Origin of the sequence: Streptomyces sp. B1866, assembly GCF_031932565.1 — a bacterium.
In the GTDB taxonomy this organism is placed as follows: Bacteria; Actinomycetota; Actinomycetes; order Streptomycetales; family Streptomycetaceae; genus Streptomyces.
Genome location: NZ_JAVSCF010000001.1, coordinates 15,211 through 35,684, shown reverse-complemented (window position 1 = coordinate 35,684; position 20,474 = coordinate 15,211). Strand labels below are relative to the sequence as shown.

Here is a 20,474-nt window from a genome sequence, read left to right as displayed (position 1 = left end):
TCAGGAAGCCGGGCGGCGCCGGTCGAGCACCATCACGTCGTGGAGATCGGCCCCGTCCCACGGGTGGGCCTCGCCCACCTTGCGGTACCCCCACGCCCGGTACGCGGCCTGAGCCGCCGCCACGTCCGGCCGGGCGTTGAGCAGCACCCGCTCCTCCGCGGCCCCGGACAGCAGCGCGTCGTGCATGCGCCGGGCCACGCCCATGCGGCGCCAGGGGGCGCGTACCGCCAGTTCCATCAAGCCGAACGTCCGGCGGCCGTCCTCGCGGCGCAGCTCGTCGGACACCGGGGTGGTCAGCCGGTCCCACCAGCCGGTGGCCGGGCTGAGCGGATAGCCGTACGCGATGCCGACCGGCTCGCCCTCGGCCGTACGGGCCAGGGCCGCGCGGAAGGTGGCCTTACGGACCTGGGCGCGGAAGCGGCGGAAGTTGGACGCGACGTCCTCCGGGGTCTGGCAGTAGGGCGGTTCGGCGAATGCGTCGGCGTAGACGAGCGTGAATGCATACTCGGCCTCTGCTGCGGCCCGGCCGTCCATACGTTCTACGGTGACAGCAGTTGATTGGCTCATACGTCGACTCCCCGGATGGCCTCGTGGATACGGTCAGAGGTGGTGCGCGTAAGGGCCGTGTCGATGACGGTGATCCGCTTTTGGAAGGCACGCAGGCGGCCGTGCAGCCTCACTGAGGACACGCCCTGACAGGCGTCGAGTACACCCGACACCTCGTGACATGCCTCCTCAACCTCGTTTGTGTCGAGCAAAGTCTGCGCCAGACGCGCGCGGTACCAGGCGGTGTTGCGGGTGTAGCCTCCGCCGAGGCTGGTGACTGCCGAGCGCAAGAAGGGGACTGCTAGTGCAGGCTGCCCTAGCCTGGTGTAGTACGCGGCCGTCGCGTAGTCCACCTCGACCGGACCAGCGAACTGCGCCCAGTGGGGTACCTCCGCATCTTCGTCCGCGCGGCTCTGAAACGACAGAGCGCGGCTGAGCGCCCGGCGGGCCCCCGTCCCATCTCCCAGGTGGGTGGCCACGTTGGCTTCCCTGAGAGCAATGAGAAGGTGCACGGTCGGTCCCGCACCGGCCCTTTTGGCCAAGCCGTACGCGGTCTCTACCGCTGATGTGGCTTCCCAGGCCCGATCTGCCTTGAGATCGATAAGTACGAGGGTTTCGAGCGCCGAAAGTTGCAACAAATGATCACCGATGAGTTGAGCGGTGGTAAGCGACTCCAGTGAGGCAACGCGAGCTTCGTCTATCGTCCCGCCGTCGTAGCCGTACCACGCTTGGTTGCTGCGCAGCTCGGATAGCAAAGCTTGGAGGTCGCGGCCGACCTTGCTCGTGTAGACACCGCTGCTTAAAGCACCTGTGATCTTCTGCCCGAGTTGCTGGGCCCGAGCTTTGGCGGGGATGCCGCCCGAGCTGTGGTCCACGGTGTACAGATCGGCCAGTCGGGCGCGGAGCGCCGCGACCTCGCTGGCGCCGATGCGGGAACCGTGCTGGTGGGGGAGCATGGCCGCCGGGGCAATCGCTCCCGTACCTCTGACGAAGGCTCGACGTTTCACCTCCCCATCGTCACCGATCAACTCGGTAGTCATACTGCGGTGGTCGGGGACGTCGAATCCCATCTCGGCGAGCGGCAGACCGAACATCGTCTCAAGGACGGCCTGCTGCCCCGGATGCGGCAGCGGCGGCGGTTCCTCGTTCTCCCATCGCCTGAGCTGTCGTTCGCTGACCGAAGCGTCCAGACCGAGATGCGCGGCCTCGCGCAGGAAGGCGGCGACGAACGTCGCCTGGGTGTACCCCGCCTCCTTGCGCAGCCGTGCCAGGCTGCCGACGCCCTTGACCGCCATGCACATCCCCTCACGTGCGAGGTCGTCCCCCACCGTAGTGACGGACCTCTGCGGGGCGGTGCGCTCCGCCGAAAACGTCCGCCTGAACGTCCGGTCGCCAACGGCCCATGAGGTCCGCCGAGACGGTGCACTGGTGGGGCACACAGGTCAACGAGGTGGACGCCAGGAGGTAACCGTGTTCAGCCAGGGGATGCCGTGCGCCGCGCCGCCCGGTCTGGCCGCCGGCCTCGGCGCGCGCGTACTGGACACGCTTGAGCGATTCTCCGCGTGGGTGGCACGTATGGCCGGAAGCCGGTCGAGTGGTCGGCACCGGGCGGGTGCCGTGCCCGCCGCGCCGCCCCGAGTCGTCGTCGGACCCGCCGCCGCTGCCGACCCGTTACGGGCGGGCGCTGGGTTGGCGGACACCCAGCCGATCCCGTCGGCCGAGGTGGAGCCCGACCCCCGCGGCGCCGTGATCTGGGACGACCCGGCCCCGCTCGTACGCCCCTTCGTCGTCGCGCACGAACGGGCGCTCGCGCGGGCCCAGGAGCGCGACCGCGAGGAGCGCCTGGTGCAGCGGCCACGGCGGCGGGCGACGTGGACGGCCGTGCACGGCGTCGACATCGGGCCCCGCCGCGTCCACGGAATCGAGGTCGCCCGGTGACCCGCATCCCCGGCATGCGGCTGCTGCCGTGGCCCGGAGCCGACGGGCGGCCCCTGTACCTCTCCGACACGCCTGCCGAGGGCGCCCGCATCGTCGGCCGGATCGCCGACTCCGTGGAAGTCCTGCGGCTCGGCGTCGGCCGCGCCCTCCTCGAACAGTCCCCGGAACGCCTCAACGCCGCCGCAGGCGACGCCGAACGTCTGCGCCTGTTCGCCGTCCGGCTGGTCCGGTCGCTGGCCGAGGTGATCACCGTGGCCGTGTGCCGGGGCGAGCGCGTGACGGCGGCCGCCGCCGACCCGGACGAGCGGCAGCGGCTCCACATGGCCCGCGTCCTGCTGGGTCACGCGCTGCACCTGCTGATGGACCCGAAGGTCCCGTGTCCGCAGGCCGATTTCATGGTCGGCCGGTTGATCGAATCCCTGGCGGACGCCTTGCGCGTGGCCGACCGGCTAGGGGAGCAGCTGCGCGCGGGCGGCGACGGCGACGGCGGGCGGCACGGTGGGACGGGAGGGGCCGGGTGAGCTGGGCCGTCCCGTCCGGCGCCGGGCGGCTGTCGGCCCAGTGCGAGACGGCCGTACGCGACCCCGCGTTGGGCGCGGCCCACGTGCTGTGCCCCGGGCCTTTTGAGGCGAGCCGGTGCTCGTGCCGCTGCCACCACGACCGGGTGCTCCGGCCTTTCGGGCCTCGCTGGTCGAGCCTCGGTCTGCCGGTCGGCGCGCCTGCCTCGCGCGGGGGTACGGACCCGGACTGGGCCGAGGCGACCGCCCGGGAGGCCGGGTACGAGCCGCTGGAGGCGTACCCGGGCCGGGTCAGGTACGCCTGGCGCTGCCGGTGCGCCACCTGCGGCAGGCAGCGGCGGCCGCGCCTGCGGGACATCCTGCGCGGGCGCCGCTGCCCCCACCGGCCGCCCTCGGGCCCGTAGACCGGGGCGGGCGCGCTGGCCGTCCGGTACCCCCGGCCGGACCCGAGGACCCAGCGCGCCCGCCCCTCCGGCCCGGTCCGCCGACCCCGTTTACTCCTGTCCGGGCGGGGTTTGGCGGGCCGGGCCACCTCGTGCGGGGGCCGGGCTGCGGAAGTGACGGAAATCGGTACGCTGGGGCCGTAGAAGCCCAGGTCATTTAGTCTGCTCCCCCCGCACGCGGGGGTGACCCCGGGTCGGTCGGTTGCGGGTCACGGAGCCAGCGCTGCTCCCCGCGCGTGCGGGGGTCGCCCCAAACCCGCCCACCCCCTACGCCCTCCGCGAATCTGCCGCAAGCCGAGATCCCTCCCCTGGCCGCCTCCTCCGGCCGACAGTGGTGACAGCCCGGCCACCCGGCCGCGCCCCCAAGGCCAGAAGCCCAGAAGGCCACACCACCACCCCCAGGAGGTACGGACCATGCCCCCGCTCCTCACCACCCGCCAGGACCCCGTCCCGGCACCCCGGGCCGAGGACGGCGACACGCCGCCCACCCGGTTCGACGACCACCTCGCCGCCCAGCTCCTCATGCAGCGGATCGTCTTCCTCGGCACCCAGGTGGACGAGACCTCCGCCAACCGGATCTGCGCGCAGCTGCTCCTGCTGTCCGCCGAGGACCCGAAGAGCGACATCAGCCTGTACATCAACAGCCCCGGCGGGTCGGTCACCGCCGGGCTGGCGATCTACGACACCATGCGGCTGATCCCCAACGACGTCTCCACCCTCGCCATGGGCCTGGCCGCCAGCATGGGGCAGTTCCTGCTCGGCGTCGGTACGGCCGGGAAGCGGTTCGCGCTGCCGAACGCGCGGATCATGATGCACCAGCCCTCGGCCGGTATCGGCGGCACCACCGCCGACATCGAGATCCAGGCGGAGAACCTGGAGTTCACCAAGCGGGCGATCGAGCGGATCACCGCCGAGCACACCGGGCAGAGCGAGGAGACGATCGCCCGGGACGGGGACCGCGACCGGTGGTTCACGGCGGAGCAGGCGAAGGAGTACGGCATGGTGGACCGGGTCGTGGAGTCGCTTGAGGACGTGCGCCCGGCCGGGCCCCGGCGGCGGTTGGGGCTGTGACGACCATGAGCCAGTACACGATTCCCACCGTCATCGAGCGCACCCCGCACGGCGAACGCGCCTTCGACGTCTACAGCCGACTGCTGTCCGAGCGGATCGTCTTCCTCGGCACCGAGATCGACGACGGCGTCGCGAACGTCGTCATCGCGCAGCTCCTCCACCTCGAATCGTCCAACCCCGACGGCGAGATCGCCCTCTACATCAACTCGCCGGGCGGCTCGTACACCTCCCTGATGGCGATCTACGACACGATGACCTTCGTCCGCGCGCCCATCTCCACCTTCTGCGTCGGCCAGGCCGCGTCCACGGCGGCGGTGCTGCTGGCCGGGGGAGACGCCGGGCGGCGGTTCGTGCTCCAGCACGCGCGGGTGCTGCTGGGGCAGCCAGCCAGCGGCGGGCGGCAGGGGACGGTCACGGATCTCGCTCTCCAGGCCAAGGAGATGATCCGCATCCGCTCCCAGGTCGAGGAGGTCCTGGCCCGGCACACGCGCCACGACGTGGCGACCCTCCGCGCGGACATGGACCGGGACAAGGTCTTCACCGCCGAGGAGGCCGTCGCGTACGGGCTCGCCGACGAGGTCGTCACCGGCAGGCGGGCCCTGGCCGCCGCCTGACCGACTCGACGCGGTCCGCCGACGGCCGTACGGTCGCGCCGCCGCCGCTCCTACGGGGGGAGCGGCGGCGGTCAGGCCGTCAGGCGGCCAGCCGCACCTCGCCCGGCCTTGGCCCGCGCGGGCTCGTACGCCGCGCGCTCAGCTCCACCACCGGGGCCGCCGACGCCGTCACCAGCTCCTCGTGCGCCAGGGCCAGCAGGTCGGCCAGGCTCAGGCCCAGGGCGCGGGCGGCGGCCGCGAGGACCTCCGAGGACGCCTCCTTGCGGCCGCGCTCCAGCTCCGACAGGTACGGCATGGAGATCCGGGCCGCGTCGGCCACGTCCTGGAGCGTGCGCTCCTGCGCCAGCCGCTCGCGGCGCAGCACGCCGCCCACCACGTGCCGCCACAGGGGCTCCTTGGCGGGCTTCCCGGGTGCCGCGGGCTTCTCGTGCGTCCCGGGCTTTCCGGGTCTCGTCGGCCTGGTGGCGCGGGCGGTCTCGGGCGGGGTCGGCTCGGCCCGCCGCAGCGGGACGACGCGGGCGCGGTCCGGGGCGTGGCTGCTCATCCCCTCAGCGTAGGAGCGGCCCGCGCGGGCCGCGAGGAGGCGGCGTTCCGCCCTCGGTGAACCGAGGTTATCCGGAGTGTCGATCCAGAGCCGTCAGTTCGGGTTCAGGGTGATGTCCACGAACCTCGGGCGGTAGATCGACGCGTCCCGGTACAGGTCCTCGCCCGCGAAGCTGTTGACGCTGTACGACACCACCAGGCGGCGGCGGTCGCCCAGCTCCCGGTGCTCGTGCGGGTTGTAGGTGTAGACGTTCGGGTTGCCGTACGAGCCGAACGGGCCGCCCTCCGGCGCGCGGTACGCGGTGGTCTCGTGGCCGAACGGGCCGGTCGGCGAGCACGCGTACGCCAGGTCGACCCCGGCCGCCAGCGGCTCGCGGCTGTCCTGGGTGACCAGCACGTACACCCGGCCGTGCCGCACCACGCTGAACTCGTTGGACACCCGCACCCCGGCCGCGCCGCCCAGCCGGGCCGACGCCGACTCCTCGCGCGACCACGTGCCGTCCGCCGTCAGGTACTCCCACGGGCGTAGCAGGTCGGTCCCGGCCACGCGCGCCAGGTGCGGGTGGCGCTGGCCGTCGCGGTCCTCCACGCCGTAGACGTAGGTGTGGCGGCCGTCCCGGAGCAGCCACGCGCCCCAGGAGATCCCGGCGGACGACGGCAGCGGCGACACGCTCTCCGGGCGGCTGAGGCGGTCGGGGCGGAACCGGGCCAGGACGTTGCCGGTCAGCCGGAAGTCGAAGGAGTTCGGCCCGGTGCGCTCGAACTCGCTGTAGACCGCGTTCAGCCGTCCGTCCAGCACCAGGCCGTCCCGCGCCCAGTACCAGTGCCCGGGGGCGCGCGGCGGCAGCACGGACGCCGGGTCGTGCCGGGTGCCGCCGGTGATCGTGGTCGTGCGGCCCCGTCCCGTCCGTACGAAGGAGTTGTTCAGGAACGGCGTCGGACGGCCGTCCTCGGCGGTCTGCGAGCGGGAGCCGTCCGGGTTCACCTGGCCGAGGAAGGTGTCGGAGAAGATCCACACGACGTCGCCGTCCGGCAGTCGCGCCGAGTACGTGCCGTCGCCGCCGGTCCAGTGGCCGGGGCCGGTGGTGGGCTCCTCGGCGTACGCGACGGCGGCCTCGGTGCGGCGGGTGTCGGGGACCGCGCTCGCCACGGTGGGCACGGGGACGCCCGGGCACACCTCCTCGCGCGCGGGAGCGGCGGCGCGGGCGGGGACGGCGGCCCCGGCCAGCAGGACCAGGGCCGCCGCGCAGGACGTGACGGCGGTACGCGGGCCCGTACGGGCGCTCGTGCCCCGGCCCGCGCTCCGGCCCGCGCGTCGGCCCGTGGTCCGGCCCGCGCGTCGGCCCGTGGTCCGGCTCGCGCGTCGGCCGTCGGCCCGCCGCCGCGCCGGGTGCTCCGGGCCTGCCGCGGGGTTGCTCATGCCGTCTCCCAGGTCGCTCCGGGCCCGCTCGTCTTGTCGCACTTGCACGTTGCGAACGGATCATCGTAACGATGCGCCGGGACTGAACTCTGCCCGGGCCCCGCGACGCCATGCGCGCGGCGGGGTCCGGGCGAGGGGCCATGGCGGTCCGGCTCAGGGTCTACCGGTCCGGCTCGCGCCTGGGGTGGTCGTCGGGGTCTCCTCCGGCCGGGGCTCACAGCCGCAGCAGCGAGTCCCTGATCCGCTCCAGCAGGGCCACCGTAGGCCGGTCGTCGTGGTCGTACGGGCTGTCGTACGGGCCGTCGGGCCGACCGCCGTACGGGCCGCCGGGCTGACCGCCGTTCGGGCTGTCCAGCGGGCTGTCGTACGGGGACGGGGCGTCGAACGGCGAGGGCGGGAGGCCGTACGGCCGGTCCTCGCCGCGCCCGTGCGGCTCGCCGTGCTCGTACGGGCCGCCGGACCGCTCGTCCTGCCGCCCGTACGTCTCCTGCCGCCCGTACGTCGCACCGGGCGGCCACCCGTACCGCTGGTCGTGCACGTACACGTACCCGTCCGCCGACAGGTCCGAGACCAGCACCCGGGCCACGCCGAGCGGCACCGGCAGCAGGGCGGCGATCTCGGCCACCGAGCGCGGGTGCAGGCACAGTTCCACGATCGCGCGCGACTCGTGGCCGAGCGGCGCGGCCAGCGCGCCCGGCAGGGCCGACACCAGGGTCTCGATGCGCAGGTGCGGGCGGTCCGGGCGGGTGCGGCCGCCGGTGACGATGAACGGGCGGACCACGTCGCCGCTGTCCAGACCCGGCTCGGGCGGGTTCGCCGCGGGCCTGTTCATCGCGCGGCGGCCAGGTCGGCCGGGTCGGGCTGGGACTGGCCGGACAGCAGTCGGCCGGGCAGCACCACGGAGGCGGTCACGCCGCGCAACGGCGAGGGGGTGAGCCACACGCGCGCGCCGATCCCGGCCGCGAGCCGGCCGACGACGTAGTGGCCCAGCAGGCGGCCGCTGCCGACCAGGAAGCTCTCCTCGCCGGACAGCCGCCGGTTCGCGGTGGCCAGCGCCGACTCGGCGAGGCCCGGGCCGTGGTCGACGACGGCGACCAGGTAGTCCTCGCCGTGCGCCCGGGCGTAGACCTCCACGGCCGCCTCCGGGGGCGAGGCGGCCAGGGCGTTGTCGAGCAGCTCGGCCAGCAGGTGGGAGACCTCGGTGACGGCGCCGCCGTCGAGCAGGGCCCGGTCGGAGTGGTGCAGCCGGACGCGCCGGTAGTCGTCCACCTCGCCCAGCGCGGAGCGCAGCACGTCGCCCATGGGCACCGGGCGGGACCAGCGGCGCGGGCTGCGCTCCCCGGCCAGGACCAGCAGGCTCTCGGCGTTGCGCCGCATCTGAGTCGCAAGGTGGTCGAGTTGGAAGAGGTTGGCCAGGGTGTCCGGGTCGCTCTCGTCGCGCTCCAGGGCGCTGAGGAAGCCGATCTGGCGGCTGACCAGGTCCTGGGTGCGGCGGCCGAGGCTGGCCAGCGACTCGGTGCTGTTGCGCCGCAGGACGGCCTGGTCGACGGCGAGTTGCAGGGCGGTGTCCGCGACCCGGTCCAGCGCGCCCGCCACCTCGGCGATCTCGTCGCCGCGCGCGGTGAGCGCGGAGCCGGTGAAGGCGTCGCCCGCCGCCGCGCCGTCGGCGCCCCCGGGACCGCCGTCCCCGGACCGCGCGTCCTTGGACCGTGCGCTCCTCGACCCGCCGTTCCGGGACCCGGCACCCCCGGGCCCCGCCTCGCTCGTGCCCGAGTCGTCGGACGCGGCGGCCTGCTGGACGCGCGCCACGGCCCGCGGCAAGGTGACGTCGGCGAGCCGGTGGGCCTCCTCGGTGAGCGCGCTCAGCGGGCGCAGCACGGACCGTACCGCCGCCACCGCCAGCACCGCGGCCCCGGCGATGGCCAGCAGCGCCAGGGCCGCCTCCAGCAGCAGCCGCCGCAGCGCGTCGTCGCGCAGCTGCTCGGCGCGGCCGCGGGCGTCGTCGGCGACGCCGATCTGGACCTTGTGCAAGCCGTCCACCACGGCGGTGGCCGACTTCCACCACTCGGCCGCGCCGACCGGCAGCCGCCGGGCGCCGTAGGAGTCCAGGACCCGCTGCTCCATGCGCGTGAACGCCGCCACGTCCGGCCCGCTCAGCGTCGCGTCCAGCGTGTGGCCCTGCGCGGAGGTCGCCGTGCGGTCCACCTCGTCGAGCGCGTCCTTACGGGCGCCGGCCAGGGTGGCGAAGGTCTGGTAGTCGCGGCCCTGGAAGGCGCCCGCGGCGAGGATGCCGTTGAGCGTGCCGCGCTCCAGCGCGGTGGCCTCCACCGCCTCCCCGAGCGTCCGCAGTGTCGCCAGGTGGGCGCTGAGCCGGGCGTCGGACAGCTCGGTGCCGCGGCCGAACGCGGCCTCGGACAGGGCGGTGATGGCCCGCGTGTAGAAGACGAGCGCGTCGGCGCGGCGGGCGCTGCCGGCGTTCACCTCGCCGCGTACGCCGTCGAGACCGTCGAGCTGCGCCAGCGCCACCCGCACCGCGCCCGCGCCGGGCGAAGCGTCCGCCAGCCGCCTGCCCAGCGCCGTACGCGCCTGGTCGGAGGCCCGGCGCTGGGTGACGAGCCGGCCGCGGAACTCCCGGTCTCCGCCAAGCAGACCGGCCGTCATCCCGCGCTCGCGCTGGAGCTGGTGGACCAGTTCCTCGGTGCCGAGCACCAGCGTGACGCGGTCGCGGGTGCGCCCGGCCGCCCCGTAGCGGCCGGACTCGTCGATGGTGCCGACGGTGGCGATGGCCACCAGGGCACAGGTGGGCAGGGCCAGTAGCAGCGGCAGTCGGCCGCGGATGGTCTGGGGCAGCGCCGACGCCGCGAGGGCGGGCAGGCGGCGAGGTGGGCTGGGCACGGTAGTTCCCCTTGCACTGGCCGGACACAGGTGGTCGCCTGGATGCGACGCGATATGCGTCCCCGCCGAGCGTAGGGAACGGGGATTGCCCCGGCGTTCCGTCCCGCTCCTACTGTCCCGGGAGTTGCCGAGAGTCGCGGGAAATCGTGCGGTCATGCCGGTTCGTACGCCTGTAACGTGCCGGACGTCCCCGCTCCCGCCGGGCCCGGGATTCGCCGGGAGAGCCGGTCAATCGAGAGTTGACGCGCGTTCGTGTATCCGTAACGTGCCCGTCGTTTTCCGTCAGGGGAACCGGGAGTCGTCCGGTTCGGCGGAAACGGAGAATTGACGCCGGTTCGCCTGCCCGTAACGCGCCGTCGTCATGCGCCCGTCGTCATCCCGCGCGTGCTCGTGGCCGTACGTGCCGTACGGGCCGTACGCGTACGCGCGGGACCGTTCGCCGTTCGTCCGCGAGGGTCAGCTGGAGCCCTTGAGGATCAGGTCGGCGACCCGCTCGGGGTCGTCCCCCATGGGCACATGGCCGCAGCCGGGCAGCATCGTCAGCTCGGCGCCGGGCAGCCGCTTGCGGGCGACGCGCGCCTGGTAGCGGGGCAGCACCAGGTCCCGGGTCCCCCAGCCGATGGTGACGGGGACGTCCGGCCCGACCGTCCCCTTGTACGGCGCGCCCTCGGTGATGAAGCGCAGCAGCGCCGGGCGGGCCCGCAGCAGACCGCGGTAGTCGCCGTACGCCAGGTCGGGCTCCGGCCGCGTGGGCTTGCCGTACAGCCAGAAGAACAGGAACGCGCGCCCCGCGCGGGTCGCCGTCAGCCGCCGGGCCAGCGGGCTGAGCACGGTGCCGACGCTCATGACGGTGCCGAACAGGCCGAGGGTGTACAGGAAGTCCACGCGCGAATACCAGAAGCCGCCCGGCGACAGCAGGGTGCAGCTGCGCACCGCCCCCGCCTCGGCCAGTTCCAGCGCGAACCGCGCGCCGATGGAGTTGCCGGCCACGTGCGGCCGGTCCAGGCCCTGCTCGTCGATGAAGGCGAGCAGTTCCTCGCGGATGGCCTCCGAGGGGTTGCGCCGCCACGGCTTCAGCGACGGCGACTCGCCGTGGCCGGGCAGGTCGACCAGGATCAGCTCGCGGTGCTCGGCCAGCCGGTCCACCACCGGCTGCCAGGCCTGCCGCCGGTGCGCGATGCCGTGCAGCAGCAGCAGCGGCTCGCCGGTCCCGATCCGCTCGTATGCCAGCAACCCGGCCTCCTCGACACATCGTGCGCGACAGGTGCGGCGCGGCTCCGGGGTCCGTCCTTCCGAGGAAGTACGGCCATGGTTCGCGCCCTGCGCCCACTGTGGGGCAGCGGGCCGCGGAAGACTAGTGCCGTGCGTCAGCATCGGCGGGCCGTGGTTTGTCGCCGCGAGCCAACACGCGCGGGCCGACCCGGCGTGCTCAGGCCCCGGCGCCGGTGGCCTCGGCGAGGGCGCGTCCGCCTCGCGGTCGAGCAGTCGGCGCGAGACGCTACGTACGCAAGCCGCCCACGCGGCGGACACCGCACCCGGCGACGCGGAGCGCACCCGCCGGAGACCCCCGCACGAAAGCCACCGCCAGACACGAAGGCCACAGAAACCCCACCAGCCCCACCAGCCACAGCCGGTCTCGCCAGGAGGACGCCGCATGACCCTGCCCGCCCCCACTCCCCGCGCCCGCGCCGTGGTCACCGGCGCGTCGTCCGGCATCGGCGCGGCCCTCGCCGCGGCCCTGGCCCGGCGCGGACACCACCTGGTCCTGGTGGCCCGGCGCGAGGACCGGCTGCGCGACCTGGCGGCGCGGCTGACCGCGGCCCACCGGGTCGAGGCCGAGGTGCGCGCCTGCGACCTCGCCGACCGGGCCGCCCGCCAGGCCCTCGCCGCCGAACTGGCCGGCCGCGAGGTCGCGGTGCTGTGCAACAACGCGGGCTTCGGCACGTACGGCCCGCTGTCCGCCGCCGACCCCGCCCGCGAACTGCGGCAGGCCGAGCTGAACGCCGTCGCCGTGCTGGACCTCACGCTCGCGGTGCTGCCCGGCATGATCGAGCGCCGGGCCGGCGCCATCCTGGTCACCGGGTCCGCCGCGGGCAACCAGCCCGGGCCGCGCAACACGACGTACGCCGCGACCAAGGCGTTCGCCAACAACTTCGCCGAGTCCCTGCACTACGAGCTGAAGGGCACCGGCGTGGGCTGCACCCTGCTCGCGCCCGGCCCGGTGCGCACCGGGTTCGCCGACGCGGCCGAGGTCTCGCGCGCGGCCGGACTGGTCCCGGGCCCCCTGTGGATGCCCGCCGAGCGCGCCGCCGAACTGGCCGTACGGGGCCTGGCGAAGGGCAGGGCGCGGGTGGTGCCCGGCGGGTTCGCCAAGGCGCAGACCGTCGGCGGCCGGTTCGGCCCGCGCGCCCTCGTCGGCCCGCTGCTGCGCCGGGCGTACGAAAGGGCCACGTGACGGCCGGGGAACCCGGCCACCGCACGCCCGGCCGGGCGGCGGCCCCCCGGTCGGCCGTACGCGCGTGAGGCCCGCGAGGCCCCAGGCCGGCGGGCGGAGTCAGCGTCAGCGTCCGCCGGGCGGCCCCGGCCCGGCAGTCGGCCCGTGCCCGGTGGCCGCGCCCCCCGTCAGCGCCAGCACGCGCGCGTACCGCTCGGGCCGGCGCCGCCGCAGCCACCCGGCCCGGGCCGCGCCCGCCAGCGCGGCCAGCGGGAAGGCCGCGGCGAGGGCGTGGGCGACCGCCGGATCCTTGCCCACCAGCGCGGGGAAGTGCCGGTAGGTCACGGCGGCCAGCGCGGCCAGGGCCAGGAACCCGAAGGCCGGCCAGACCCGGGTCCGCCACGGCCGCCCGCCCGTCCCCGCGCGGGCGAAGAAGACGAGCGCGGACAGGCAGGTCAGGCACAGCAGGACGAGGAAACCGAGCGCGGCCAGGCCGTTGCCCGGCGCCACGATCCCGGTCACGGGGTCGAGCCCGAGCGGGACCATCACCCCGAAGGCCGCCAGCGTCACCAGCGCGGTGAAGGCCGAGGCGACGTACGGGGAGGCGTGGCGGCGGTGCACGCGCCCCAGCGCCGCGGGCAGCACGCCGGAGCGGGCCAGCACGTGGTCGTAGCGGGCCAGGACGTTGTGCAGGGACAGGGCGCAGGCGAACAGGCTCGTGGTGAGCAGCACCTGGAGGATGTCGGACAGTGTCCCGCCGACGAACCCCCGCGCCGCGCCGAGCAGGAACGGCGCCCCCTGGACCGACACCCGGGCCAGCTCGCCGCCGGGCCAGGCCAGGCACACCAGCCAGGTGGACAGCGCGTAGAACAGCCCGATGAAGCAGATGGCGAGGTAGGTCGCTCGGGGCACGGTACGGTCGGGGTCCCTGGCCTCGTCGCGGAAGACCGCCGTGGTCTCGAAGCCGAGGAACGCCGTGGCGCACAGCATCGCGGAGACCGCGAACGCCGAACCGCCGGGGAAGACCGCCCCCGGCGTGAAGCCGGTCGCGTGGATTCCCTCCGCGCCGCCCTGGACCAGCACGCCGAGGTCCACCGCGAGCACGCCCCCCACCTCCAGGGCCAGGGCGGCGCCCAGCACCCGCGCGCTGAGGTCGATCCGCAGGTGGCCGAGCACGGCGATCACCGCCACGCCGAGCAGGGTGTACAGCCACCAGGGGCCGTCCGGGCCGCCCAGCAGTCGGACGACGGCGTCGCACTGCACCCCCAGGTACGCGCAGACGCACCACTGGATGACGGTGTACGTCAGCCACGAGACGCCGGCCGCGGCCAGACCTGGCACGGGTCCGAGGCCGTGCCCGACGTACGCGTAGAACGCGCCGGAGCTGCGGACGTACGGGGCCAGCGCCGACATCGACACGGTGAACAGCAGCATCGCGGCCGCGACGAGCAGGAACGTGCCCGCGGCGCCGGGGCCGTTGCCCAGCGCCACGGCCAGCGGGGCGGGGGCCGAGACGACCGCGAGCGGGGCCGCCGCCGCCACGACCATGAGGGCGACCTGGCCGGTCCCGAGGGTGCCGCGCAGGCCCGTTTCCCGGCGGCCGCCTGGTCCGCCGGCGGCGGCGGGGCCGGTCGCTGCGTGGTGGGACATGACGCCTCCTTGCCGATGTGAGCCGGTTCGCGGGCGGCAGCCGGTACGGGCCGTACCGGCGCCGGGCGGCCTACCGCGGCTCCCGCTCCCCGGCGCGTACCGGGCCGGGAGCCCCGGCCGGCAGCGGCTGCTCGGTCCAGATGCACTTGCCGGTGGGCGTGAAACGGGTGCCCCAGCGCCCGGCCATCGCGGCGACCAGGCGCAGGCCGCGGCCGCCCTCGTCCGTCAGCGCCGGCTGCCGGATGTGCGGGGTGGTGAGGCTCGCGTCGGAGACCTCGCAGGTCAGGGTGCGGCTGCGCAGCAGGCGCAGGGCCATCGGCCCCCGGGCGTGCCGGATGACGTTGCCGACGAGCTCGCTCGCGATCAGCTCGGTGGTGGTCTCCAGCTCCTCCAGGCGCCAGGCGGCGAGCTGGGCGCGGACCAGCTCGCGCGCCCGCCGGGCCGCCACCGGCTCCTGCGGCAGCGGCCAGGACGCCACGGCGTCGGGCGCGAACCGGTGCACGCGGGCCACCAGCAGCGCCGCGTCGTCGCCGATGGGCTGGTCGGCGGGCAGCAGCGCCGCGGTGACCTCGTCGCACAGGGCGTCCACGCCGCCGCCGCGCCCCGTGCGCAGGACGCGGGCGAGCAGGTCCATGCCGTCGTCGATGTCGCGGTGCCGGGACTCGACCAGGCCGTCGGTGTACAGCACCAGCAGGCTGCCGTCCGGCAGCCGGGTCTCGGCGGTCTCGTACGGCGGCGCGGCGGCGCCCAGCGGCAGGTCCGGCACGGGCGTGGGGAAGGCCACCGCGCCGTCGGGGCGGACGGTGGCCGGGGGCGGGTGCCCGGCGCTGGCGTGCGCGAAACGGCCGGTGACCGGGTCGTAGATGCCGTACAGGCAGGTCGCGAAGCGGTCCTCGCCGAGGTCGGCGACGACGTCGTCCAGGCGCGCCAGGATCTCGCCCGGGGGCAGTTCGAGGTCGGAGAGCGTGCGGACGGCGGTGCGCAGGCGGCCCATGGTGGCGGCCTCCGACATGCCGTGGCCCATCACGTCCCCGATGACCAGGGCGACCCGGTCGGCCGACAGCGGGATGACGTCGTACCAGTCGCCGCCCACGTCCGCGCCGCGCCCGGCGGGCAGGTAGCGGGCGGCGGCGGTCAGCGCGGGCAGGGAGGGCAGCGCCCGGGGCAGCAGGGCGCGCTGGAGGTCGCGGGCGCGGGCGGTGGCCGCGTCGTACAGGCTGGCGCGCTCCAGCGCCTGGGCGACCAGGCCGCTGAGCGCGGTGAGCACGGTCCGCTCGTCCTCGCCGAAGGGGCGCGGGTCGTCGAAGGTGATCACGCACATGCCGATGGGGCGGCCGGAGGCGATCAGCGGCAGGAAGGCCGCCGCCTGCTTGCCCCCGGCGCCCGCCAGGTCGGCCCGCTGCGGATGCCGGACGAGGAAGTCCTCCACCGACTCGATGAATTCCGGAGCACGGGCGCGCAGCGCGTCGCCGGTGGCGGCGGACGGCAGCGGGGTGCCGTGGACGCGCTCGATGAACGAGCGGGGGTAGCCCGTGGAGCCGACGACGTTCAGCCGGTCGTGCTCCAGCACCGCGACGATCAGCCCGGTGGCGCCGAACGGCGGCAGCACGCTGCCCGCCACGGCCTCCACCACGTCGTGGGCGGTGACCGCCTCGGACAGCGCCCGGGTCAGCCGGGCCATCAGCGCGGCCCGCTCGGCGGCGGCCCGCTCGGCGGCCTCGCGCAGCCGCCGCTCGGTGATATCGGCGATGTACAGGGCCAGACCCCCGTCGGGCACCGGGACCAGCCGCAGGTGGTACCAGCGTTCGCTGTCCGGCCACCGCACGTCGAACCCGGTCGGCTCCCCGTCGGCCACGGCCCGCTCGCACCGCTCCCGCAGCCCGGCCACGCGCCGCACCGCCGGGACGTCCCACAGCCGCCTGCCGACCAGCCCGCGCGGGGCGGCGAGCAGCAGCTGGGCCGTCACGTTGACGAACTCGACGCGCCAGGTGCCGGAGACGGACAGGAACCCGTCGCTCATGTGCCGCAGCGCCCGGCCCACGGACTCCAGCGCGGCGTGCGCCCGGCTGGTGTCCCGCAGCGTGCCGACCATCCGCACCGGCCGGCCCGCCTCGTCCCGGACCACCTCGCCGCGGTCGCGCACCCAGGCGTACCCGCCGTCCGCGCGGCGCACCCGGTACTCCCCGTCGTACGAGCCGCCCGCGCGGATCGCCGCCTCGTTGCCGCGCAGCATGTACGCCCAGTCGTCGGGGTGCAGCAGATCGCCCCAGGTCTCCGCCCAGTCGGTCCCCTTACGGTCGATACGCAGCTGGGCGAGCCACATCTCGTCGATGGTCAGCCGCCCGGCGCGCAGATCCCAGTCGTACGCGGCGACCGCCCCCTCCTCGCCCCGCGCTTCGGTCACCATGGCCGTGGACAGCCCCTCGGGCCGGGGCGTCGCCATCCGCAGCCGCCCGCCCGTCCACCGCGCCACGTCCACCAGGAACGCCCGCTGCCCGGCGTCCGGCGCGCGTGCCGACGGCGGTGTCACCACGGACAGCGCGCCCAGCGGCCCCTCCGCCCGGGGCAGCGCCACCGCCGCGAGCCCGGCCCCCGCCGGAACCCCCGAGTCCTCCGGCCGGACCGCCGGCTTGCCCGCCGCCTGCTCGGGCACCCCGACCTCGGCCACCCACACCACCCCGCCCTCCCGCGCGGCCCTGGCCGGCGCCGACGACCCGCCGTCCGCGATGGCCTCCCAGGCCCGCGTGAAGCCCTCCGGCAGCCCGCTGCCGGCCACCATGCGCAGCACGCCGCGCGGGAAGTCCTTCAGCCGCAGATGCGCCATCCCGCCGAGCCCGCCGAGCTCGGTCGTCAGGTGCTGAAGGGCGGCCAGCAGCACGCCGGTGTCCCCGCGGGACTCGTCCACGGCCGCGAGCATCCGCAGCCGGTCGGCCCGCACGGGCCCCGGCGAGTCCTGCGCACCCTGCGCGTCGTGCTGGCGCCTGGCGTCCACGGCCGTCTCCGCCTCCGATCAGCGCTGGCCTGGCGCGGGAAGCCTGATCGCTACGTAACGTGACAATAGTAGTCAAACCGAGGGGTACGCGCGCGGCCCGGGACCGATGCCGTGCACGGCGAGCCACCGCGCCCGCCGCCGATGACGACGCCGACATGCCGCCGCTGCCGCCGCCGCCCGGTACGTTCCCCGGGCGACGCCCGGGTTGCCCTCGGCCCGGCGCGGCAGCCGTGCCGGGCGCCCGCCCGCGCGGACGGCGGCGCACGGCGCGTCGGCGCGCCTGCCCGCGCAACGGTCAGCCACCCCGGTGGCAGCGGCCTCGGCAGCCTCGCCAGGGCCGCGCGGCTGAGTGGTGCAGCGTGCGTCAACTCCCCTTCATGGAAACGGGATTCGGGAGCCGGAACCGAAGCGTCACGGACCTCCGCCCCCTCGGGTCCCCCCGGCCGCCGTACCGCCGTGGGCTCCGCTCCGTCCGGCCAATCCCCGTGTGAGGGGCGGGGCTTGGATTACTGTGCGTGGTCCGGGTGCTACAAGCACGGACCCGGGACCGGGCAGGAACGCCGCTGCGGAATCTGTCTTCCCGTCACGCGGCACTGCTTCCACTTCCGACGAGGAGGCATCGTGCCACCGAGGCGAGTGATCACCGGACGGAGTCAGGAACCGCGCCGTCGTTACGCGGAGGAGATCCGCCTCCTGCGCACACAGCGCGGAGACAGCCTGCGAAAGCTGGGCGAGGCGCTGGGATGGGATCCGTCCCTGTTCAGCAAGATCGAGAGCGGGGAGACCATCGGCGGCCCGGAAGTCGCCGAAGCCCTGGACCAGTACTACGGCACGCCCGGCCTCTTGCTGGCCCTCTGGGAGCTGGCGGTCAGTGACACGACGCAGTTCCGCGAGAAGTACCGCCGGTACATGGCCCTGGAGGCCGAGGCGGTGAGCCTGTGGCACTACGCCGTGTGCGCCCTGCCCGGGCTGCTCCAGACCGAGGGCTACGCGCGCGAGCTGCTCGCGGTCGGCGGCCTCGACGGTGAGGAGCTGGCCCGGCAGGTCGACGCGCGCATCGGGCGCAGCGACCTGCTGACGGGCGACAACGCGCCCCGGTTCCGCACGATCATCTCCGAGACGGTCCTGCGCACGCCGCTGCGGGACGCCGCGGAGTGGCACAAGCAGCTCGAACACCTGGTGAGCATGAGCGAGCGCAAGAACGTGGCCGTGCATGTGCTGCCGCAGTCCGTGGGGCTCAATGCGCTGACGAACATCGACACCATGTTCCTGCGCGGCGCGGATGGCCGTACTGTGGCGTGGGTGGAGACCGGGTACTCGGGAGAGCTGGTCCAGGACGCGACAGACGTCGAAAAGCTCCAGCTCAGGTACGATCTTGTACGCGACCTGGCCCTGTCTCCTGACGAGTCGCGGAAGTTCGTCATCCAGATGTTGGAGGAATCGCCGTGCGACCCATCGACCTGAGCACTGCGGCGTGGCGGAAGAGCTCGTACAGCAACCAGGACGGCGGCCAGTGCGTCGAGGTGGCTGACGGCTTCCCGGTTGTCGTGCCCGTCCGCGACAGCAAGGACCCTGACCGCGCCGCGCTGGTCTTCGGGTCGGCCGCGTGGTCGTCGTTCGTGACCGCCGTCAGGTGCGGGGAGTTCCCCGCCTGAGCCACGCCATCACCCTTCAGAGGCGGCCCCCGTGACCACGGGGGCCGTCGTCGTCCCGCTGCCCGATAGGCCCCCTGCCACCACCCGTGCGGGCTGCCGAATGCCCCGCACGGCTCGCCCACCCCAGGGGCTGCGTCGAAGTCCCGCATAGGAGAGCCGAGGCGGTCGGACAGACGAGGGCACACCAGTGCCCTCAGGGTACGTAGGCTGTGCGCATGGCAACGGAGGCACCTGCACCGGCGACGGATCTCGTTCTCCGGACGGAGAAGCGGCGACAGGAATCCTCGGTCGCCCTGGATTCAGTCCGGCGTGGCAAGCTCGGCCAGTTCTTCACGCCATCGCCAGCCGCTGACTTCATCGCGTCGCTGGCCAGGCTGCCCGAGGCGGGAATTCTGCGCATCCTCGATCCCGGGGCGGGTACTGGCTCTCTCACCGCGTCCCTCGTCGCAAGAGTCCTCGAAGAACGTCCCGGGGCGGAGATCAGCGTCACGGCATGCGAGGTCGACCCGCAGCTGCACCCTGCGCTGCAAGCCACGCTCGACGACTGCGTCAACACGGCGATTGGTTATGGTGCATCCCTTGAAGTGAACCTCGTCCTCGGCGACTTCATCGCGTGGGCCACGGAAGGCGACGGCTTGTTCGGCCAGCCGCCTCAGCTGTTCGACTTGGTCGTCATGAACCCGCCGTACAAGAAGCTCGCGGCAAGCTCACGTGAGCGGAACCTTGTCTCGGCGGTCTGCGCCGAGACATCGAATCTTTATTCGGCGTTCATGGCACTCGGGGTCCACCTCTTGAGTCCTGGGGGCCAGCTCCTGGCGATTACCCCGCGCAGTTTTGCTAACGGCCCCTATTTCCGGCCCTTCCGTCAGTACTTCCTGAAACGGATGCATATTGATCGCGTGCATGTTTTTGAGACCCGAAACAAAGTTTTCGCTGACGCGGCGGTGCTGCAAGAGAATGTGATCACTGTGGCAACGCGAATGGTCGATGTTGAACGAAAACCTGTCGTGGTGTCGGCCAGTCGTAGCTATTCGGAAGAGGTGCGCCAGCGTTCGGTGCCTTATGCGGAGATGGTGCACCCGGGCGATCCTGAGTCCTTTATTCACATCAGTGCAGACGAAGAGGGCACTGAACTCGCCGCCGCGCACGCGAGTTTGTCGGCCACTCTCCCCGACTTGAGGCTCAAGGTCTCGACGGGGCGCGTCGTCGACTTCCGAAGCAAGGAATATCTCCGCCCTCATATGGTTGACGGGGCGGTGCCGTTGATTTATCCACTTCACATGCGTGAGGGCGCCGTGAAGTGGCCGGCACTTGGAGCGAAGAAGAATAACGCGATCCTGCTCAACGAGGAGACGGAGAAACTGACTTTCCCGTTGGGGCATTACGTTGTTGTCAAGCGGCTTTCCTCGAAGGAGGAGAAGCACCGTGTGGTCGCTGCCGTGTTCGACCCCGAACAGGTTCCCTGTGAGCGGATTGGATTCGAGAACCACGTGAACGTCTTCCATATGGACGGCGCTGGCCTACCCGCAGAGACGGCCAGGGGGCTGTGTATCTGGCTGAATTCCACCATACTCGACCGCTTTATCCGGCGGTTCAACGGGCACACGCAGGTCAACGCAACCGATCTGAGAAATCTGCGTTATCCGAGCATGGAGCAGCTTTCGGCGATGGGCCGCTCGTGCAGGCGTGATGTCTGGCCAGGGCAGGAAGAGATCGATGAGCTGATCCGCCAGAACGTAAAATGAAAGACAAGGG

The 20,474-nt window shown here is 73.7% G+C and carries 18 protein-coding genes; 9 read left to right on the top strand and 9 right to left on the bottom strand.

Annotated features, from left to right (window positions below; genetic code table 11):
* Positions 1–567: a GNAT family N-acetyltransferase gene (locus RKE29_RS00130; RefSeq protein WP_312002852.1), complete on the bottom strand. Its 567-nt coding sequence runs from the start codon at positions 565–567 to the stop codon at positions 1–3.
* Entirely contained in the window at positions 564–1,841 is a 1,278-nt protein-coding gene (locus RKE29_RS00125; protein WP_312002851.1) for a hypothetical protein, read from the bottom strand. Before RKE29_RS00125 ends, RKE29_RS00130 begins: the two co-directional genes overlap by 4 nt.
* A 175-nt stretch (positions 1,842–2,016) precedes the next feature.
* On the opposite strand from RKE29_RS00125, the gene RKE29_RS00120 reads away from it, so the two are divergent.
* The 5 genes from RKE29_RS00120 to RKE29_RS00100 all read left to right on the top strand — a co-directional run bounded on the left by RKE29_RS00120 (position 2,017) and on the right by RKE29_RS00100 (position 5,130).
* Positions 2,017–2,484: a hypothetical protein gene (locus RKE29_RS00120; RefSeq protein ID WP_312002850.1), complete on the top strand. Its 468-nt coding sequence runs from the start codon at positions 2,017–2,019 to the stop codon at positions 2,482–2,484.
* Positions 2,481–3,005: a hypothetical protein gene (locus tag RKE29_RS00115; RefSeq protein ID WP_312002849.1), complete on the top strand. Its 525-nt coding sequence runs from the start codon at positions 2,481–2,483 to the stop codon at positions 3,003–3,005. The genes RKE29_RS00120 and RKE29_RS00115 overlap by 4 nt, the downstream gene beginning before the upstream one ends.
* Positions 3,002–3,406 (top strand): hypothetical protein, encoded by a 405-nt coding sequence (locus RKE29_RS00110; protein ID WP_312002848.1) that lies wholly within the window; start codon positions 3,002–3,004, stop codon positions 3,404–3,406. Before RKE29_RS00115 ends, RKE29_RS00110 begins: the two co-directional genes overlap by 4 nt.
* Before the next feature lie 453 nt (positions 3,407–3,859).
* Positions 3,860–4,516, top strand: a complete 657-nt coding sequence (locus RKE29_RS00105; protein ID WP_312002847.1) for an ATP-dependent Clp protease proteolytic subunit — start codon at positions 3,860–3,862, stop codon at positions 4,514–4,516.
* Between the two features lie 5 nt (positions 4,517–4,521).
* On the top strand, positions 4,522–5,130 hold the full coding sequence (locus tag RKE29_RS00100) for an ATP-dependent Clp protease proteolytic subunit (protein WP_312002906.1): 609 nt from the start codon (positions 4,522–4,524) through the stop codon (positions 5,128–5,130).
* 79 nt (positions 5,131–5,209) lie between these two features.
* On the opposite strand, the gene RKE29_RS00095 is transcribed toward RKE29_RS00100, so the two are convergent.
* From RKE29_RS00095 to RKE29_RS00075, 5 genes are all read right to left on the bottom strand, one after another.
* A complete protein-coding gene (locus tag RKE29_RS00095; RefSeq protein WP_312002846.1) occupies positions 5,210–5,674 on the bottom strand; it encodes a helix-turn-helix transcriptional regulator in 465 nt (154 codons plus the stop codon).
* Between the two features lie 93 nt (positions 5,675–5,767).
* Entirely contained in the window at positions 5,768–7,141 is a 1,374-nt protein-coding gene (locus tag RKE29_RS00090; protein ID WP_312002845.1) for a hypothetical protein, read from the bottom strand.
* 166 nt (positions 7,142–7,307) lie between these two features.
* Positions 7,308–7,925 (bottom strand): DUF742 domain-containing protein, encoded by a 618-nt coding sequence (locus RKE29_RS00085; RefSeq protein ID WP_312002844.1) that lies wholly within the window; start codon positions 7,923–7,925, stop codon positions 7,308–7,310.
* Positions 7,922–9,988: a nitrate- and nitrite sensing domain-containing protein gene (locus RKE29_RS00080; RefSeq protein WP_312002843.1), complete on the bottom strand. Its 2,067-nt coding sequence runs from the start codon at positions 9,986–9,988 to the stop codon at positions 7,922–7,924. The genes RKE29_RS00085 and RKE29_RS00080 overlap by 4 nt, the downstream gene beginning before the upstream one ends.
* A gap of 456 nt (positions 9,989–10,444) precedes the next feature.
* The gene (locus tag RKE29_RS00075) at positions 10,445–11,221 is read right to left on the bottom strand and encodes an alpha/beta fold hydrolase (protein ID WP_312002842.1); all 777 of its coding nucleotides are present in this window, start codon (positions 11,219–11,221) and stop codon (positions 10,445–10,447) included.
* A 421-nt stretch (positions 11,222–11,642) separates the two neighbouring features.
* On the opposite strand from RKE29_RS00075, the gene RKE29_RS00070 reads away from it, so the two are divergent.
* On the top strand, positions 11,643–12,443 hold the full coding sequence (locus tag RKE29_RS00070; RefSeq protein WP_312002841.1) for an SDR family oxidoreductase: 801 nt from the start codon (positions 11,643–11,645) through the stop codon (positions 12,441–12,443).
* 105 nt (positions 12,444–12,548) lie between these two features.
* On the opposite strand, the gene RKE29_RS00065 is transcribed toward RKE29_RS00070, so the two are convergent.
* Together RKE29_RS00065 and RKE29_RS00060 are read right to left on the bottom strand one after the other, a co-directional pair.
* The gene (locus RKE29_RS00065; RefSeq protein WP_312002840.1) at positions 12,549–14,072 is read right to left on the bottom strand and encodes an APC family permease; all 1,524 of its coding nucleotides are present in this window, start codon (positions 14,070–14,072) and stop codon (positions 12,549–12,551) included.
* A 70-nt stretch (positions 14,073–14,142) separates the two neighbouring features.
* Positions 14,143–17,064, bottom strand: a complete 2,922-nt coding sequence (locus tag RKE29_RS00060) for a SpoIIE family protein phosphatase (protein WP_312002839.1) — start codon at positions 17,062–17,064, stop codon at positions 14,143–14,145.
* 621 nt (positions 17,065–17,685) lie between these two features.
* On the opposite strand from RKE29_RS00060, the gene RKE29_RS00055 reads away from it, so the two are divergent.
* The 3 genes from RKE29_RS00055 to RKE29_RS00045 all read left to right on the top strand — a co-directional run bounded on the left by RKE29_RS00055 (position 17,686) and on the right by RKE29_RS00045 (position 20,464).
* Entirely contained in the window at positions 17,686–18,528 is an 843-nt protein-coding gene (locus RKE29_RS00055; protein ID WP_312002838.1) for a helix-turn-helix transcriptional regulator, read from the top strand.
* Positions 18,510–18,719: a DUF397 domain-containing protein gene (locus RKE29_RS00050; protein WP_312002837.1), complete on the top strand. Its 210-nt coding sequence runs from the start codon at positions 18,510–18,512 to the stop codon at positions 18,717–18,719. The genes RKE29_RS00055 and RKE29_RS00050 overlap by 19 nt, the downstream gene beginning before the upstream one ends.
* Before the next feature lie 215 nt (positions 18,720–18,934).
* On the top strand, positions 18,935–20,464 hold the full coding sequence (locus tag RKE29_RS00045) for an Eco57I restriction-modification methylase domain-containing protein (RefSeq protein ID WP_312002836.1): 1,530 nt from the start codon (positions 18,935–18,937) through the stop codon (positions 20,462–20,464).
* Positions 20,465–20,474 lie beyond the last annotated feature (10 nt).

What these genes read in the sequence shown, in the direction of transcription:
- RKE29_RS00130 (WP_312002852.1), bottom strand. Translation starts at nt 567, where the DNA reads ATGAGCCAATCAACTGCTGTCACCGTAGAACGTATGGACGGCCGGGCC.
- RKE29_RS00125 (WP_312002851.1), bottom strand. Translation starts at nt 1,841, where the DNA reads ATGGCGGTCAAGGGCGTCGGCAGCCTGGCACGGCTGCGCAAGGAGGCG.
- RKE29_RS00105 (WP_312002847.1), top strand. Translation starts at nt 3,860, where the DNA reads ATGCCCCCGCTCCTCACCACCCGCCAGGACCCCGTCCCGGCACCCCGG.
- RKE29_RS00100 (WP_312002906.1), top strand. Translation starts at nt 4,522, where the DNA reads ATGAGCCAGTACACGATTCCCACCGTCATCGAGCGCACCCCGCACGGC.
- RKE29_RS00095 (WP_312002846.1), bottom strand. Translation starts at nt 5,674, where the DNA reads ATGAGCAGCCACGCCCCGGACCGCGCCCGCGTCGTCCCGCTGCGGCGG.
- RKE29_RS00085 (WP_312002844.1), bottom strand. Translation starts at nt 7,925, where the DNA reads ATGAACAGGCCCGCGGCGAACCCGCCCGAGCCGGGTCTGGACAGCGGC.
- RKE29_RS00070 (WP_312002841.1), top strand. Translation starts at nt 11,643, where the DNA reads ATGACCCTGCCCGCCCCCACTCCCCGCGCCCGCGCCGTGGTCACCGGC.
- RKE29_RS00065 (WP_312002840.1), bottom strand. Translation starts at nt 14,072, where the DNA reads ATGTCCCACCACGCAGCGACCGGCCCCGCCGCCGCCGGCGGACCAGGC.
- RKE29_RS00045 (WP_312002836.1), top strand. Translation starts at nt 18,935, where the DNA reads ATGGCAACGGAGGCACCTGCACCGGCGACGGATCTCGTTCTCCGGACG.